This is a genomic window from Acidaminococcus hominis (assembly GCF_022484025.1).
Taxonomy (GTDB): Bacteria; Bacillota; Negativicutes; order Acidaminococcales; family Acidaminococcaceae; genus Acidaminococcus; species Acidaminococcus hominis.
Genome location: NZ_JAKVMG010000001.1, coordinates 1350392 through 1366737, shown reverse-complemented (window position 1 = coordinate 1366737; position 16346 = coordinate 1350392). Strand labels below are relative to the sequence as shown.

12 protein-coding genes are annotated in these 16346 nt (G+C 52.6%); 11 read left to right on the top strand and 1 reads right to left on the bottom strand.

The features are described 5' to 3' along the window. Positions 1-157 precede the first annotated feature (157 nt). The 4 genes from LKE88_RS05975 to LKE88_RS05960 all read left to right on the top strand — a co-directional run bounded on the left by LKE88_RS05975 (position 158) and on the right by LKE88_RS05960 (position 4399). Positions 158-1150, top strand: a complete 993-nt coding sequence (locus LKE88_RS05975; protein ID WP_105326038.1) for a 4Fe-4S cluster-binding domain-containing protein — start codon at positions 158-160, stop codon at positions 1148-1150. A gap of 31 nt (positions 1151-1181) precedes the next feature. Beyond that, entirely contained in the window at positions 1182-2252 is a 1071-nt protein-coding gene (locus LKE88_RS05970) for a tartrate dehydrogenase (protein ID WP_105326037.1), read from the top strand. 113 nt (positions 2253-2365) lie between these two features. Further along, complete coding sequence (locus tag LKE88_RS05965) at positions 2366-2929, top strand: chorismate mutase (protein ID WP_105326036.1); 564 nt, start codon at positions 2366-2368, stop codon at positions 2927-2929. A gap of 12 nt (positions 2930-2941) precedes the next feature. Next, a complete protein-coding gene (locus LKE88_RS05960) occupies positions 2942-4399 on the top strand; it encodes an SLC13 family permease (RefSeq protein ID WP_105326035.1) in 1458 nt (485 codons plus the stop codon). Between the two features lie 86 nt (positions 4400-4485). Here LKE88_RS05960 and LKE88_RS05955 read toward each other — a convergent pair whose 3' ends face one another. Continuing rightward, entirely contained in the window at positions 4486-6030 is a 1545-nt protein-coding gene (locus tag LKE88_RS05955) for a Na+/H+ antiporter NhaC family protein (RefSeq protein ID WP_105326034.1), read from the bottom strand. Between the two features lie 411 nt (positions 6031-6441). Between LKE88_RS05955 and LKE88_RS05950 the strand changes: the two genes are divergently transcribed. From LKE88_RS05950 to LKE88_RS05920, 7 genes are all read left to right on the top strand, one after another. Continuing rightward, positions 6442-7344, top strand: a complete 903-nt coding sequence (locus LKE88_RS05950; protein WP_105326033.1) for a LysR family transcriptional regulator — start codon at positions 6442-6444, stop codon at positions 7342-7344. 143 nt (positions 7345-7487) lie between these two features. Next, positions 7488-8264, top strand: a complete 777-nt coding sequence (locus LKE88_RS05945) for an HpcH/HpaI aldolase family protein (protein ID WP_105326032.1) — start codon at positions 7488-7490, stop codon at positions 8262-8264. 7 nt (positions 8265-8271) lie between these two features. Continuing rightward, positions 8272-9468: a sodium/glutamate symporter gene (locus tag LKE88_RS05940; protein ID WP_105326031.1), complete on the top strand. Its 1197-nt coding sequence runs from the start codon at positions 8272-8274 to the stop codon at positions 9466-9468. Positions 9469-11738: 2270 nt separating this feature from the next. Beyond that, positions 11739-12140 (top strand): hypothetical protein, encoded by a 402-nt coding sequence (locus tag LKE88_RS05935; protein ID WP_276803043.1) that lies wholly within the window; start codon positions 11739-11741, stop codon positions 12138-12140. A gap of 40 nt (positions 12141-12180) precedes the next feature. Beyond that, positions 12181-13857 carry a ShlB/FhaC/HecB family hemolysin secretion/activation protein gene (locus tag LKE88_RS05930; RefSeq protein ID WP_105326029.1) on the top strand — a complete coding sequence of 559 codons (1677 nt, stop codon included), beginning with the start codon at positions 12181-12183 and terminating at the stop codon, positions 13855-13857. 13 nt (positions 13858-13870) lie between these two features. After that, positions 13871-14416 carry a leukotoxin LktA family filamentous adhesin gene (locus LKE88_RS05925; RefSeq protein ID WP_276803041.1) on the top strand — a complete coding sequence of 182 codons (546 nt, stop codon included), beginning with the start codon at positions 13871-13873 and terminating at the stop codon, positions 14414-14416. After that, complete coding sequence (locus tag LKE88_RS05920) at positions 14307-16346, top strand: hypothetical protein (protein ID WP_276803039.1); 2040 nt, start codon at positions 14307-14309, stop codon at positions 16344-16346. The genes LKE88_RS05925 and LKE88_RS05920 overlap by 110 nt, the downstream gene beginning before the upstream one ends.

Here is a 16346-nt window from a genome sequence, read left to right as displayed (position 1 = left end):
AAGCCCCTTTGACGAAAATTTTGCGAAAGTTTGACAGAACACAAAAACACCATAAAATTATTGGAATGTAAATTTCAAGTATGGTAAAATAGTAAGGAGTACAGTAGTACTAATTCCGGCCCCGTTGGACCGGACTATAGAGTCAGAGGGGATTGTCATGATCAAAAGAGAAAAGACTGCTGAGGAAGCAGCCATTCATCCTTACAAAACCAGAAACGGCGGCGCCACGGTTACCGTGTTTGTGCCCTACGACTGCAAGAACAATTGCCCGTTCTGTGTGAATAAGGAAGAATACGCAGATACCACTGGCTTTTCGCTGGAGGCGATTTGCCAGAGTATTAAAAAGATGGATGCCCTGACACCCTATTGTGATTTTGTGTTTACCGGCGGCGAACCGCTGGCCAACTTAAAAAGTTTGCAGATCATGTTAGACCAGGTGTCAGACACCCATAAGGTGTATATCAACAGCACGCTGCCCGTATCCAAGGAGCAGACCGAGGAGGAAGTATTGGCCTTTCTGGAGCACAACCGCCAGAAGATTACCTGCCTGAATATTTCCCGCCATATGCAGCACTATGTCCAGGAATCCAATGATGCGCTCCTGGCCAAGCTGCCGGTGAAGTTCCGGATCAACTGCGTGCTCTACAAGCATTATCCGGTGGACCAATTGGTTCCCTATATGGAACGGTTCCGGAAGGTGCACGCACCCTCCATCCAGTTCCGCTTCGACTATACGGAAACCACCCCGGACAACCTGTACGACCAGGCAGGGGACAAGATTCTCCACGACCTGAAGCAGGTGGCCCAGTATACGGGCCTGGACGGCTGCCGGATGCGCTGCGGCTTCCATTTCAAGTACAAGGATTTGGAACTGGTGTACCATAAAACCCTGCCCTACAGCACCATTATCGAAACGGACAAGGAAACCGGCATCACCTATGCCATTCTGTACGATATCCTGATTAAGCAAACCGGCCGGATCGATTCCGATTGGGACGATACGGTGCTGGACGTGGACCGCTATGCCCACGTAAAATTTGAGCCCTACGACCTGCGCTGGCTGGAACGGGGCCCGGCCGTCCCTACGGAGGCGGAGACCGACGAGGAAACCGAAGGCGTTTACCATTCTGAACCCTGCTCGGCCATGTAAAGCAATCACCCAATCGAAGGGAGCCAGAAACGTGGAAAAAAGAGTGTACAAAGTAGCCGTTATTGGCGGCGACGGCATTGGGCCTGAGGTCCTGGCCGAAGGTATCAAAGTGTTAAAAGGAGCTGCCCAGCTGGACGGTAATTTCAGTTTTGACTTTACCTATTTTCCCTGGGGCTGCGAATACTATCTGAAGCACGGGGAAATGCTGCCGGAAGATGGCATTGAAACCCTGAGCAAATTCGACGCCATTTATCTGGGCGCTGTGGGCTACCCCGGCGTACCCGACCATATTTCCCTGCGGGGCCTGTTAATCAAGATCCGCAAGAGCTTTGATGAATACGTGAACCTGCGTCCGGTGAAGCTGCTGAAAGGCGCTCCCTGTCCCTTAAACGGTGTGAAGCGGGAAGACATCGACATGGTGTTTGTCCGGGAAAACAGCGAAGGGGAATATGCCGGCGCCGGCAGCTGGCTGTACAAGGATACCCCCAGAGAAGTGGTAATCCAGGACAGCGTATTCTCCCGGTTTGGCTGTGAGCGGATTATCCGTTACGCTTACGAACTGGCCCGGAAGGAGCACAAGACCCTGACCAGCATCAGCAAGGGCAACGCCCTGAACTATTCCATGGTGTTCTGGGACCAGATTTTTGAAGAAGTGGGCAAGGAATACCCTGAAGTGGAAACCCATTCCTACCTGGTGGATGCCGCCAGCATGTTCATGGTGAAGGATCCCAAACGGTACCAGATTGTGGTCTGCTCCAACCTGTTCGGGGATATTCTCACCGACCTGGGGGCTGCCATTTCCGGCGGTATGGGCCTGGCCGCAGGCGCCAACCTGAACCCGGAACGGAAGTTCCCGTCCATGTTCGAACCCATCCATGGTTCCGCCCCGGACATTGCCGGCCAGGGCAAAGCCAACCCCTTGGCTTCCATCTGGTCCGCAGCCCAAATGCTGGAATTCTTCGGAGAAAAGGCCTGGAGCGACAAGCTGCTGAACATCATCGAAGAAATGCTGGTGGAGAAAAAAGTGCTGACCCCAGATCTGGGCGGCACAGCTACCACCACACAAGTAGGGGACGAAGTCCTGCGCAAACTGTCCGAATAACCCGGGCAGCCTGAAATTGAAAAAAACGGAGAACCCAACCGGAAGGCCGGGGCTCCGTTTTTTTATACCATCGTCTGCAGTATAGTAGTAGAGTAGGAAAGCGAGGAAAATGTATGAACCTGCAAGAAGCAAGACAAAAAATCGACGCCATTGACCCCCAAATCCGCAAACTTCTCATGGAGCGGCTGGACTGTTCCCTGGAAGTGGCCAAAAGCAAGCAGGCTGCCGGAGAGACCAACATCTACCGGGCGGACCGGGAACAATTCATCCTGGACAAGCTGTCTGAAGGCGTGCCCGCAGACCGGCTTCGGGAATACCTGGCCGTGGTCCGGAAGATTATGGAAACCAGCCGGATGTACCAATACGGCCTGTTGTTCGAATGGAACCCCGAGCTGTTCCAGGAAATGGCCAAGGGCATTGAAATCAAACCCGGCGGTACCCGGGTCAAGGTCCGGCTCACCCGTCCGGACCGCCCCAACGCCATGAGCAGCATCCTGAACATGGTGGGGGATTACGGCTACAACATGCAGTACATGGAGTTAATCAGCTTCAACCCCGACAAGACCGTGACCTTTGAGCTCACTATTTTAGGGGACCTGAGCCAGACGCCCATGCAGACCCTGCTGTTCCAGCTGTCCAAGGAGAGTCAGGATTTCCAGATTCTCAAGAACGAATAGGGGGCGAGTGCCATGACAAAATCCCAAAAAGATACGTTCTGGCTGGTGGTTTCCCTGGCTGCAGGCTTCCTGGTCCGCAGCCTGCCCGCCCCGGCACCCCTTACCCAGGAAGGCTTGGCCGTACTGGGCATCTTCCTGACCTCCCTGCTGATGTGGATTACCATCTCCATCGACTGGCCCAGCCTGATTACCGTGCTGCTCCTGGGCTTTCTGCCCAGCTTCGGTTTTGGGGAAACCCTGAAGGGAACCCTGGGGAATACCACCGTGGCGTTCCTGCTGTTCACCTTCATGCTGGTGTACCCCCTGTCCCAGACCCACTTTGTCCGGCGCTGCACCGTCAGCTTCATCACCAACCGGGTAGCCCGGAGAGGGCCCTGGTCCTTTGTGACCTTTCTGCTGTTTGCCGTAACCTTTATGGGACTCTTTATTTCCCCTTCCGTTTTGTTCGTTGCCTTTATGCCCTTCCTGGAGGATATTTTCCAGGTACTGGAAGTGAAGAAAGGATCTCCCACCGGCAATATGATTATGCTGGGAACGGCCTTCTGCATCAGCCTGTCTTCCGGCATGACGGCCATCGGCCACGTCTGGCCCACCATGGCCATCGGCTACTACACCGCCGCTACCGGCCGGGATGTGAACCAGTTCCAGTACATGGCCATGGGCATTCCCACCGGCATTGTGCTGGTGCTGCTCCTGCTTTTGGTGTTCAAGTTTGTGTTCCGCCCGGCGGATATTGGGGAAATCAGCCCCAGTAAGGCCATGGCCCTGCGGGGCATGGTTCCCAAAGCGGACCGGAAAGAATGGATTATCCTGGGCACCATGGCCCTCACCGTCCTTTTGTGGGTGGGCCCCAGCCTGGTGAAGGGCTTTGACCCGGGCCTCTACAAAATGGTCAGCAAATGGACCACGGCCATGCCGCCCCTTTTGGGCTGCATCATCCTGTTCATTGCCCGGGACAAAGGCCAGCCCATTATGAACTTCCGGGAAGTCATGACCAAAGGCGTTCTGTGGGCCTCCATCATTATGACCGGCGCCGCCACCATGCTGGGCTCCGCCCTTACCCATAACGGCATGGGCGTCAAGGAATGGCTCAGCGGTATGCTGGCTCCCATTGCCGGTGGGCTGCCTGCCTTCGGCCTGATTTTGTTCTTCTTCGCCTGGTGCGTCCTAGAAACCAACTTCTCCTCCAACATCGTGACCACCACTGTGGTCAGCGCTGTGGCCCTGTCTGTCTGCCAGGCCCTGCCGGCCGGCATCCTCAGCGTAGGCGCTGTAGTGTGCCTGATAGGGTTTGGCGCCGGCATCTGCAACATGACCCCTGCCGGCCAGTCCACCATCAACACCGTAGCCATCGGCTCCGGGTGGACCACCGTCAAGGATATGTTCATCTGGGGCGGCGTTTTCGCCATCCTGGCCGTACTGGCCATGACCTTTGTGGGCTACCCCATTGGGGCGCTGCTTCTGCACTAAGCCCCCACAAACTAGCGGCTAACGTACGAAAAATCGCATAAGAAAAGAGGTTCCGACTATTTCGGAACCTCTTTTTTCATAGGTGCTTACGCTTTTTTCGCCAATCTGCCCTTGGCTCTTCTGTGGAGCACAACCAGGGTCAAGGCCAATAAACCGATGCCCGTAACCAGGGTCAGATACACATTGCCGCCGGAGAAGCCAGCCACCAGGTAGCTGACAAAGCAGCAGAAGGCCACCAGGCAGGCGTAGGGGATCTGGGTGCTCACGTGCTGCATATGATTGCAGCCAGCGCCGGAGCTGGAAAAAATGGTGGTATCGGAAATGGGGGAGAAGTGGTCCCCGAATACGGAACCCGCCAGGGTAGCAGCCAGGGTCACCGTCATGATTTCAGGCGGGGTAGCTTGGCAGATGAAAACCACAATAGGAATGAAAATCCCGAAGGTGCCCCAGGCGGTACCAATGGAGAAGGACAGCCCCGCAGCTACCAGGAACACAATGGCCGGAATCAGCTCCGTGGGCATTTGGCTGGTTTCCACCAGCATACCGATGTATTGGCCGGTGCCCAGGTAGTTCTGGCACAGGGAACCGATGGTCCAGGCCAGGGTCAGGATGATGTAGGCCGGCACCATGGTGTTGATGCCCGTGGTGATGTTGCTCATGAAATCCTTAAAGGAAATCAGTTTCCGGGGAACGAACTGGAAAAACGCCACCACCAGAGCCCAGAAGCCGCCCAGCACCAGGGAGGCAGAGGAATTGCAGGCGCCAATGGCTTCCTGGAAGGAAATGGGCTTATCCCAGTAGCCGCCGGTGTACAGCATGGCCAGGATGGTGAAGACAATCAGGGCCAGAATAGGAATCACCAGGTCCAGCACCGTACCCTTGGTGTTGGGTTCCGTTTCCCCTTGGGTAATCATGGTATCGATAGCCCCCAGGTTATCGTTTTCTTCCGCTTCCCACTCTGCATTGGCCATGGGACCAAATTCCAGGTTTGTAGCAGACAGGGTCACCACCATGATAATGGACAAAATGGCATACATATTATAGGGAATGGTGGCAAAGAAGGCAGAAAGCTCGTTGGAGAAGGCGCCCGTTTCGTACAGGGTGGAACCCACCGCCGCAGCCCAGCTGGACACAGGAGCAATGATGCACACCGGTGCCGCCGTGGTGTCGATGATGTAGGCCAGCTTGGCCCGGGAAACCTTGTACTTGTCGGTGACCGGCTTCATTACAGTGCCCACCGTCAGGCAGTTGAAATAGTCGTCGATGAAAATCAGAACCCCCAAAAGACTGGTGGCCAGTTCCGCCGCCCGCTTGCTTTTGATCTTCTGGGTAGCCCACTTGCCGTAGGCATAGGAACCGCCGGCCTTGGTGACCACGCACACCAGGGAACCCAAAAGGGCCAGGAACAGGATAATGTAGAATTTGTCCATGGTCCCCACGGTTTTGGCCATGATTTCAAAAGCAATGGAACTCATGGCTACCAGCCCACCGCCGGAAAACACCGCGTAGATCAGGCCGCCGGACAAAATGCCCAGCATCAGGGAGGAAATAACTTCTTTGGTGATCAGTGCCAGGGCAATGGCAATGATGGGAGGGAATAGGGAGTAAAACCCAACGTCGATAGGTTGCATAATTGGCTCCTTTATGTGTAGTGTAGGGTTACAAGATTACGTTTTATTTTACCATATTTTGACACAGACTCAAGAAAAAGAAACGAATTTGTGAAAAAACTTATAATAAGCCCTTTTCCTGTTTCAAAGCTGTGGACTTTGGAACAGAAGAAGGGCTGTGTTCCCTGCCCTAGAAAAAGCTGCGAAAAGTTTTTTCTTTTCCTTAGATTCCAATAATTAATTGAACTATTTTTCCAATCTGGCAAATCAACAAGCCCCTGAAAAGCGAGGAATTGCCTTTTCAAGGGCTTTTGTTGCTTCTTCTCCCTGACATTCACCATGGTATAATAAGGGCAGGATAAACGGACTAGGGTTCGGCGAGGCTGGGCCTGGGCAAGGAACGCACCTTTGTTTCTGGATAGGGAGAATGGTATGGAAATACGGCATTTGGAGTATTTTATGGAAGTGGCCAGGTATTTGAATTTTACCAAGACGGCGGAGCGGACGCATATTTCTCAGCCTACGTTAAGTCGGACCATCAAGGAACTGGAGGAGGAGCTGGGGGTTCAGCTGTTTCGCCGGACCAAGCATGAGGTCAGGCTGACGGATGCGGGAGCGGCGTTTCTGCCGCTGGCCCGGGAGCAGGTGGTGGCTTTCCACAATCTGGAGGGGTTTGGCAAAGGGGATGACCAGAAGCTTTGCGGAACCATCTATATTGGTATCCCTCTGATTACGGCCAACACGGCCATCAGTGCCATTTTGGGGGATTTTAAGCAGGCTTATCCCAACATCAAGGTATCTCTCTTGGAAACAGGGCCCAAGCATATTGCCAAGCTTCTCCAGGATGGGCTTTTGGACTTTGGTATTTTCAATCCTCGGGGGAATCCGGAATTTCAGAGGGAATGGATGGAGCAGGATACCCACAGTGTGGTGCTGCCCAAGAACCATCCTCTGGCCCGCTTGGAGCAGGTGGATTATCCGGATTTGCGCAGTGAGGCCATCATTATTTACACGGAAGAATATGTATTGCACGACAAGATTCTCCGGGGGTTTGCGGAGCATCACATCCAGCCCCACATTCTGCTGGAAACCATGCAGCATGATCTGATGCTGTCCATGGTGGAACACAACAATGGGGTGGCTTTTTTGCCCAGCAAGTTCTGCAGCAAGCTGAAACGGTATGGCTACGATTTGACCTTCCGGCCTTTTGCTGATCCGAACCTGACGCTGCACCTGGCCCTGAATTCCCTGAAAGCTGCCCAGTGTTCTCGGGAAGCAGCGCTGTTTCAAAAATTCTTCCGGCAGTGGCTGGCAGACCACGGGCAAAAGGGTTGAGGGCTTAGCCGGAAATACTTTGTATCGCTTATTCATTTTTTGGATAAGCGATATTTTTTATTGCTATTTTCTGAATTTTCCGTCCAGTGCTATAGTTATCTTAAAGAGAGTGCACCGGTGCAAAAAAGGAAAGAGGCAAACCCATGAAGACTACATTCAGATCATTGTTGGAAAAACACGAGAAATTTATTGGCAGCTACATTACTTTTCCTGCTGATACTGCCATTGAGGTCATGAAGCAGGCTGGGGTGGATTTCGTTATCCTGGACCTGGAACATGAACAGCTGACGATGACGGAAGTCATGTCCATGATCCGTACCTGTGATGCCTGCGGAATGGCCGCTATGGTGCGGGTGCCTGGGCTGGACGAAACCAGTATCCGCAAGGCTCTGGACATGGGGGCTTCTGCCATCAAGGTGCCGGGAATTACCAATGCAGCAGAAGCAAAATTGGCTGTTGCTCTGTGCAAGTATCCGCCGGAAGGGGTGCGGGGAGCCTGTCCTTTTACCCGTAATAATGGGTACGGCGTGGACCGGGCTGGCTGCTATGCCAAAGCCAACCGGGAAGTAGCGGTTTCCGTGATTATTGAAGGGGTGGAAGGGGTTCGGAATATGGAAGAAATCATTGCTACTCCGGGCATTGATACCGTTTCCATCGGCAATATCGACCTGGCCGTTGCCCTGGGGGTTCCTGGACAAGTGTTCCATCCCAAGGTGAAACAGGCGGTTTTGGACTGCGCTGCCCTGTGTGAGCAATATGGCAAGAGCTGTTCTGCCCAGGTGCTGCAGCCCAGCGATGCTGCTGAATTCGCCAAATGCAAGGGTATTTCCCACTACCATACCGATTTTCCGCAGTATTTGCTGTACAAAGCCTACAAAGATTTGTGCGAGGGGCTGAAATCCTATTCCGTGAAAGGATAAATATATCATGAAAATCACGCTGGATTTACTGACTACAACAGGGGTTGCCGCTTTTGTCGTACTTTTAGGAAGATATATTGTTGCTAGGGTGAAAGTGTTTCGTGATTTTTGTATTCCGGCCGCAGTGGTTTCTGGACTGCTGGTAAGTATCCTGATGTGTCTGCTGAAAGTGTACGGCGGCATCAGCGTAGTGTGGACGGGCCAGCTCACCGGCTGGTCCATGAATCTGTTCTTTACGGCTGTGGGAATTGGCTTTACTGCCGAGCTGCTGCGTAAGGGCGGCAAGCTCTGTGTACAGATTGCCATTGCTTCTGTGATTCTCATTACGCTGCAAAATATCGTGGGCGTGGCCATTGCCAAAATGACTGGGGTCAATCCTCTGATTGGGATTGCCTGCGGTTCGGCTGCCATGTACGGGGGCGTAGGGACTGCGGGTGCTTTTGGCCCTATTTTTGAACGGTTGGGCTGTGATGGCGCTACGGTCATTGGCGTAGCGGCCGGTACCTTTGGTATGGTGGTTGCCTCCTTGTTTGGCGGCCCCACTGCCAGATACCTGATCAAGATCCATCATTTGCAGCCACTTCCGGAAGACCAGGAGAACGTAGAAGTAACCAACACAAAAGAAGTGCATCCACTGGATACCAAGAAAGTATCCACGGCGTTCTTTATGCTGCTACTGATTGCCGGCCTAGGCGTGCCCGTTTACAAAGTTTTGAAACTGATTCCCCAGGTGGAAATGCCCTATTTTGTGGGCTGCTTGTTCTCCGGCGTCATCTGCCGCAACGTAATGGAAGCCCTGAAAATTGAGATTCCAGAAAAAGAAATTTCCGTATTGGAACATATTATGCTGGACTTCTTTATTGCCTTGACGCTGATGACAATGGATATGACCAAGCTGTTTGCTGTGGCAGGTCCTATGCTGCTGATTCTCATTGGTGAGGTCCTGCTGGCCTGTTTCTTTGGTGCTTTTATTGCGTATTATATGTACGGGAAAAATTACAACGCAGCCGTTATGGTTGCTGGCCTGGTGGGAGTAGGGCTGGGAGCCGCTCCCAACGCCGTGGCCAACGAAAAGTCCGTAATGGATGAGTTCGGCTGGGCCAATATGGCCTGGACTATTTTCCCGGCTATGTCCATATTGATCGGCAATACCTACAATCCGCTGTACATCACAGCCATTCAAAAATTTGTTGCCGGATTGTAAGGTTTGCACAACTCCTCTTATCAACGCGAAAAGTCCGATACCTGCACAGAGGTACCGGGCTTTTCGCGTTTTGCTTTAGGATATTTTACATAACTAAAAAGGCGGTCATGGATGGGGAACCCATGACCGCAATGATAGGAGGATTATTGGAGGTCTTGCTACAAATGGTTTCTGAAATGGGGTTTCAGAAACTTTCCTACTACACTTATCGAAGATGATCGCTTGCCCGGCCGTACCTGAGTTCTTTTAGGGGGAGGTCAGTACTCCGATCAACAGGTGAAGTGCCGAAGCTTTGGGGTGGACCAGTCGTTATAGGGGGAACGGCGGATCCAGTTCCGGCACCCGAAGCCCGTTGATTATGGGGAGGGGGTACTGAGAAACTCAAGGTAACTTGCCGGAACAAACTTGGGGATAAACCGGGGAATGGCGACCCCGGTCTTTCGATATTGCCAATCTCAGGGGAAGAGATCTGCTGCGTTTCCTTGTCAGAAGGTTTCTGGAATCGTAGTGCCTTGGGGAAAGGCGCTGCCGATGGTGCAGAAACCCTGCCTGCTGCACACCTTCCGGTTTCCAGCAAGGGACGATTGGGGGATCGCCCTTGCTGGCTTTTTGTCGGGGTGTCTGCAGCAGTCCCATCGTGGAGGGATCCTGCCAAGTACCTCGCAGCTGGCAAGTCCGGTGTGGACTTGGGACCAACGATTCAAGGGAACTGTGGTCCGTCAAGTGATTCGCTGACCGGCCAGCGGATCCGAAGACAACCGCTAAATTATCTCGCCTAGTTGGATGACTCACTGGAATCATCCTGCCGTCCATCAAACGGGAATGGGGTCCAAGCTGGAACCCGGATGTTTTAATGGACTGACTCCAGAAAGTGTACCTGGTGGGTAGCCCGCTGCTGGCCTTCTCTTTGGGGTGAGAACCCAACGCACCGGCTGCCCGGCAGCTTCCTGGGTGGAAGAGGGTTTCACTTTTTTCTCTCTAGGGAACCCACTTCCTTACTTGTATAGTATCACCAAAGACAACAACAATCAATAATTATTATCCAAAACATAGTTATTTATTTTAACAACCATGAAAATAGGAACTATTTTGAACTAATAGTTACAAAAATTAGAAGGAAACATAAATTCTCATTTAAGAAATAGTCAATTACATAAGATAACTATATACAGTCAATAAAAAAAGTGGAAATTGGGGCAAATAGGGGCTGGCTGGGTCGTTTTTTTAGGTGAAAACTGACTGGGGAGGTTTTCCTGGGGCAGAGCAGCAGGGGAGAATATACTAAGAGAAAATGGGGCTGTGAAATAGTAAAACTTCTATCGTCACCTTCGGTGATACTTCCTACAGTGGTTCGCTGCAAGCCAGGCGGCATCGCCCCACGGGCTTGCCTTCTGGGCAGCTATCACATGGGTCACGTATTCCAAATATCTTTTGGGTAACTTGGGAAGATATTTGGACGTGACCGCAACGCTTGCAGGAAGCGTTCTTATCCACTACTAGTCATGTGATAAAAAGAGATGTTGCAATCATCTACGTACTATGCTTTCTTTTCCTATACCCGTTTTGCACTTGACTCGTATGGGCCTAAGACTGGCCCCTGAGCGGTTCGCGGCTCGCTGCTCAGCTGCGTCCTGGAACTTCCCCAGTCAGCTCATAGAGCTGCCAGCCCCTTAGTGGTTCGCAGCGCTCCAATCAGCCGCGCCCTGCGGGCTTGCTTCTTGGGCTGCTATCACATGGCTCACATTAGCCAAGAGCATTTTGATAAACTAACATGCTCTTGGATGTGAGCGCAACTCTTGAAGGGGCCAGACCAATCCCGCTATCGCATGGGCCTTATTGACCAAACAGCCGCTTGCAGAATTTGTTGGCTGTTTGGATGCGGCCGCAAAGCGTTGTAGGGAACGTCAGTCCGCAGGAATGACTGAGGAAGTTTATTAAGATACGGCTATAAAGAACAATAAAAATGGCTTGCAAACTCTTTTGAGCTCGCAAGCCATTTTTTCACGCCTCCTCGTTCTCGTCATGTTTTTGAGGCGAGAACGGTATAGGGTTCAAATTCAGGATTGCCCGGCATCACATCACTACACCCCGCTGACCGCACTCACCCCCAAATTTTTCCACAATCAACTTTTCGTGCCGAAAAACCGCCCTTTCAGGTTATGGGTGAAAAAATTTGCTGATAAGTTGTTACAATATGTAGAAAAGGGAATGAAAGAAATCATATGAATTTTGTGAGGAGAGAGGGAACGTGACAAATTGTAAGTGTTTTTGTGCAGGCAGTGATTCTGGCCGTGGTGCTGGTCTTAGGGATGGGGACGCTACCCGATTTTCCAGAAAAAATGCAGCAGGCTGGGGGTTCTCTTGAAATGGGGGGCGGCAGGGGGCACAGGGAAAGGCAAATGTCTGGCAGGACTGCAAGCGTCCGCAGTTCGTGTTTTGTAAAACGGGAGTTCGAACAATCCGCACTGGCTGCTTGGCCTCTATACGTAAAATTAGCAAAATTTGTGTCGCAAAGGAAAAAGAGTATACTTTCGTATAATTGTTTTCAAATTTATGCATGGTATACTGTAGATAACATAGAAATGGTGGGAACAGAAAATTTTATAAAACGGGATTCGTTGTGGTACAAAAAAATAAAAACTGAATATTCTGTTAAAAATAACGAGGTTTAATGTAAAAAATGAGTTGTTTTAAGAAGAAGGGGAGATTCTTATGAAAAAGGAATTGCTGATACGGGGGCTGCTGCTGTCTTTGCTGTTGGGAAGCAGTGTACCGCTGACGATAGCTGGGGCGGCAGAAAGTGCTGCGAATCGGCCTCAGGGGTATATTGATTCCGGGGTGCAGCTGAACAGGACCCGGCAGTATTTGGAACAGCAGCGCCTGGCCAGGGAAATAGCGGCAGAACGGCGGACGGAATTGCTGGAAGGGACGGAGAACCAGGGCGAAAAGCCCGAGGGTACCGTCCATTTTGTGCTGCAAAAGCTTGTTATGCCTGAATCCCAGGTATTGTCCCCAAAAGAGTTGGGGGCCATCGTCAAGGACTATGAAGGGAAAGAGGTTTCCCTGGACGATTTGTATGCTGTGGTGCAGCGGATCAATGAACTGTATCGCTCCAAGGGCTATGTGACGTGCCGGGCTTTTCTGGCGCCCCAGACCATCCATGAGGGGACGGTGCACATTGACCTGGTAGAGGGGAAAACCGGCAAGGTGGAAATCACCGGCCAGGGCAGCACCCGGGAAGCGTATATTCAGCACCGGATTCACCTGGACAGCGGCAAGGTGCAGAATATCCAGCAGCTGAACAAGGATCTGCTGCGGTTCAATTCTACCAATGATGCCCAGCTGCGGATTGCGCTGAAGGCTGGTGAAAAGGACGGAACTACGGACTACGTGATTACGGTGGCGGAGCCCCAAAAACAGGTGGCCGGTATTTTTGCAGATAATGCCGGCAGCGACACCAGCGGTCTTTACCGGGTAGGGGCTTATTGGCAGGACCGGGATCTTTCGGGCAACCGGGATCACCTTTTCCTGAGCACTCTGCGGTCAGAGGGGATGAAAGCCGTTTCGGGCAGCTACAATACGCCCATCAACCGGACGGGTACCCGGGCGGGGCTGTCCTATACGTCCAACAGTGTCCATATTACGGACGGATATTTTGAACCTTTGGGGGTGCGGGGTCACGCCTACGCCTTGACGGCATCGCTCACTTCCCCGATTGTTACGACGGATACGCTGAAATCGGAGTGGGGGTTTGAATACGGACACCAGAAATCCCAAACCGACTACGGTACCAGCCTGGGGCTGCGTTCCCACTGGACCGATGATACTATTGATACACTTTTCCTGTACTACGACCAGTTGGATTATGGCCGGTCCACGGTCTTCTACCAGAAGTACGGTTACCGGAACGGCTGGTATAGGGACCTGAACGACCGGAATCGTTCTTTTGGCAAATTTGAAACGAATATGCTCTATCAGAAACTGTTCCGCTCGGGCCAGCAATGGACCCTGCGGCTGGACGGTCAGCTGTCCAGCACCCAGTACCTGCCCTCTGCCGAAATGTTCTACCTGGGCGGGATGTACAGTGTCCGGGGCTACAAGGAAAGCTTGATTGGCGGCGACGGCGGTTTTTCGGCCAGCGCCCAGTACAGCTTCCCTCTGGAGAAATCTCAGCGGCTGAAGGGCTATCTTTTCGTAGATGGCGGACGGATCTGGGGCAGCAGTGCCTTTGGGGACCGGAGCCTGGTGGGCACCGGCGTTGGTGTAACGGCAGAAATCAACGACCATATGTCCCTGAATGCAGCCCTGGCGTTCCCGCTGCTCCGTACCATTAACGGGGAAGAACAAAGCCGGACGCGGATCCACTTTTCGTTTAACAGCGCTTTCTAAGGAGGCATGACCTATGAGCAACCGGAACTTTTTCCATAAAACCAAGCGGGGAAACCCGCATTCTGTGCAGACGCAAGGCAAAGCCCGTCTGTCCTACGAAATCCTTTCTGCCATTGCTGCAGCTGGCATGCTGGTCAATCCCTATGCGGCGCTGGCAGCTACGAACATTACTGATGGCAGCGGCAATGCTTACAAAGCAAATAACAATGGCGCCTACGATATTGCAGCCCAAAAACGGAACGGCAGCAACGCCATCAATAAATTTCAAAAATTCCAGTTGGGACAAAATGATATAGCCAACCTGTATTTCCATACTGCGGAAACCCCGAATACAGAAGCGGGAAACTTGATCAACTTTGTGGATACCCGTATTGATATTAACGGTACGCTGAACTCCATCCACAACGCGCAAATCGGGGGGCAACCTCTATTTCCTGAGCCCCAATGGTATGGCGGTGGGCAAAACTGGTGTCATCAACACAGGCTCCCTGTATGTGATGACTCCCGCCAGCGGGTCTGCGGAGGAAATGACCTACGAAGGCCTGCAAAAACGCTTTGACGGAACAATGCAGGAAAGTGAGGCTGCTGAGCTGCTGGCCAATATCCAGTCGGGGAATCTGGCCATTCCTCTGAATCCCAGCGGTACCATTACGGTCCTGGGTACCGTCAACGCCACCAATAACGTGAAAATGTACGCTCCCCGCATTGCCGTGGGCAAGAATATCTCAGGGGAAACCCTGGGCGACACGGCTGCAGACGGTCTGGAAACGGGCGCTGCCATCAACACGGGCGTGACGGATTTCACCAATGTGGTGAAGCTTACAGCTGCTCAGAAGACGGCTGCCGGCCTGGAAAACAAGGGCCTAAAAGTAACGGCTGAAGCGGGCAGCGGAGACCTGGTCCTGGCAGCCAAAGCCGAATACGAAAATGTAGCAGACGCAGAATTTGCCGAAAGCGGCAAAAACCTGGGTCTTGCTTCTGCGCCCAAAACCATTACTGCCAGCGTGGATAGCTATGGGACATTAAACGCAGCCGGCAGCGTGGAACTGAAGGCAGAAGCCTCTAATGGCAATTACGATGAGGCCAAGGCGGAGGCAGACGCAGCTGTAGACGCCGGCACCAGCTTTGGGGACGACACGGTAATCGCAGACGTTACCAGCGGCTATGCCAAGACTATAGCCAATGTCAACGTACAAGGCAATATTACGGCAGCAGAAGACGTCACCCTTACCGCCAGCGCCAACAATACATATGTGGATACGGGAGATTCTGTGGCTGGGAAGGCAGAAGAATATGCCAGTTATGTCCTGGCAGAAGGGGCCGACGTGGCTCTCCTGGAAAACCAGGCTGCTATTACCCTAGGCAGCGGCGCCCAGGTACAGGGCAAACACGTGAACGTCACCGCCGATGCCCAGACAGAAGCTGTTATCGGCGTGGAAGCAGAAGGCAAGAAGGCCAGCCAAAACATTTCGGCTTTGATTCCTTCTGCAGCGGTGAACTATGCCCAGGTCAAGAATACGGCACAGGTCACTGTGGACGGAACGCTGACCGCAACTGGTGCAGATACCACCACGACCGATGAAGAAAACAAAACCGTCACTAATCCTGCCCTTCAGGTAACGGCCAACGCTGCCTCTTCTGTGACCAATGAAGCCTCTATCAAGGTGGAAAGCGGGGAAGGTGAAGAAGGCGAAGCCTCTACTGGGGCTCCCCTGATGGTGGCTGCTGTCACGGTGACCAACCATGAAAATAACGCCAACGTGGCCATTAACGGCACCCTGGATTCGCAAGGGGGCAGCGTGGGCGTCAGCGCAGCAGCTGAGAATACGTTAAGCTCAAAAGCCGAGTCCGAAGCACCGAACGAATCTGCCGGCAGCACGGCCGTTGACGTGGTGAACCATAACAGCAAGGCCAACGTGGACGTACAGGGAACTGTCAAGGGCAATCAGAACGTGGATATTGCGGCGAAGAATACCCTGAAATCCAATAGTCACCAGGCCAACAATGCTGCCGGGGAAGCCAAAGAAAGAGAGAAAACCCAGCTGGAAAACAAGTATGGGGGTTATATAGAACAGCTGAAGGAAATCAAGGACTTTTCTCTCCAGGATGAGGTTGCCGGAAAAATCATTGACCTGTTCTCCAGTAAGGATGCCAAGAACGAAGGCACCTCTCTGGCTGATACTATCGCTGACAACATTACGGCCGGGGCTGCGGTGGTCTACGCAGATGAAACCAATACGGCAGCCGTCAACTTAGGCAAGAACTCTGTAACTGAAGCCAAACTTGGCAATCTGACGGCGAAAGCCGATGCGACCATAGAAGACACCAAGCTCACTGCAGCCGGCACGTCCAACACCTTTGGCAAAGACGAAACCACCGCGAAACCCAATGTGGCTTCGGTGGGCTTTGTCTACGACAAGCTGAACCAGTCGGCCCAGGTTACGGTGGAAGACGGTGGTGTGCAAAGCTTACCGCCGGCAAGGACCTGA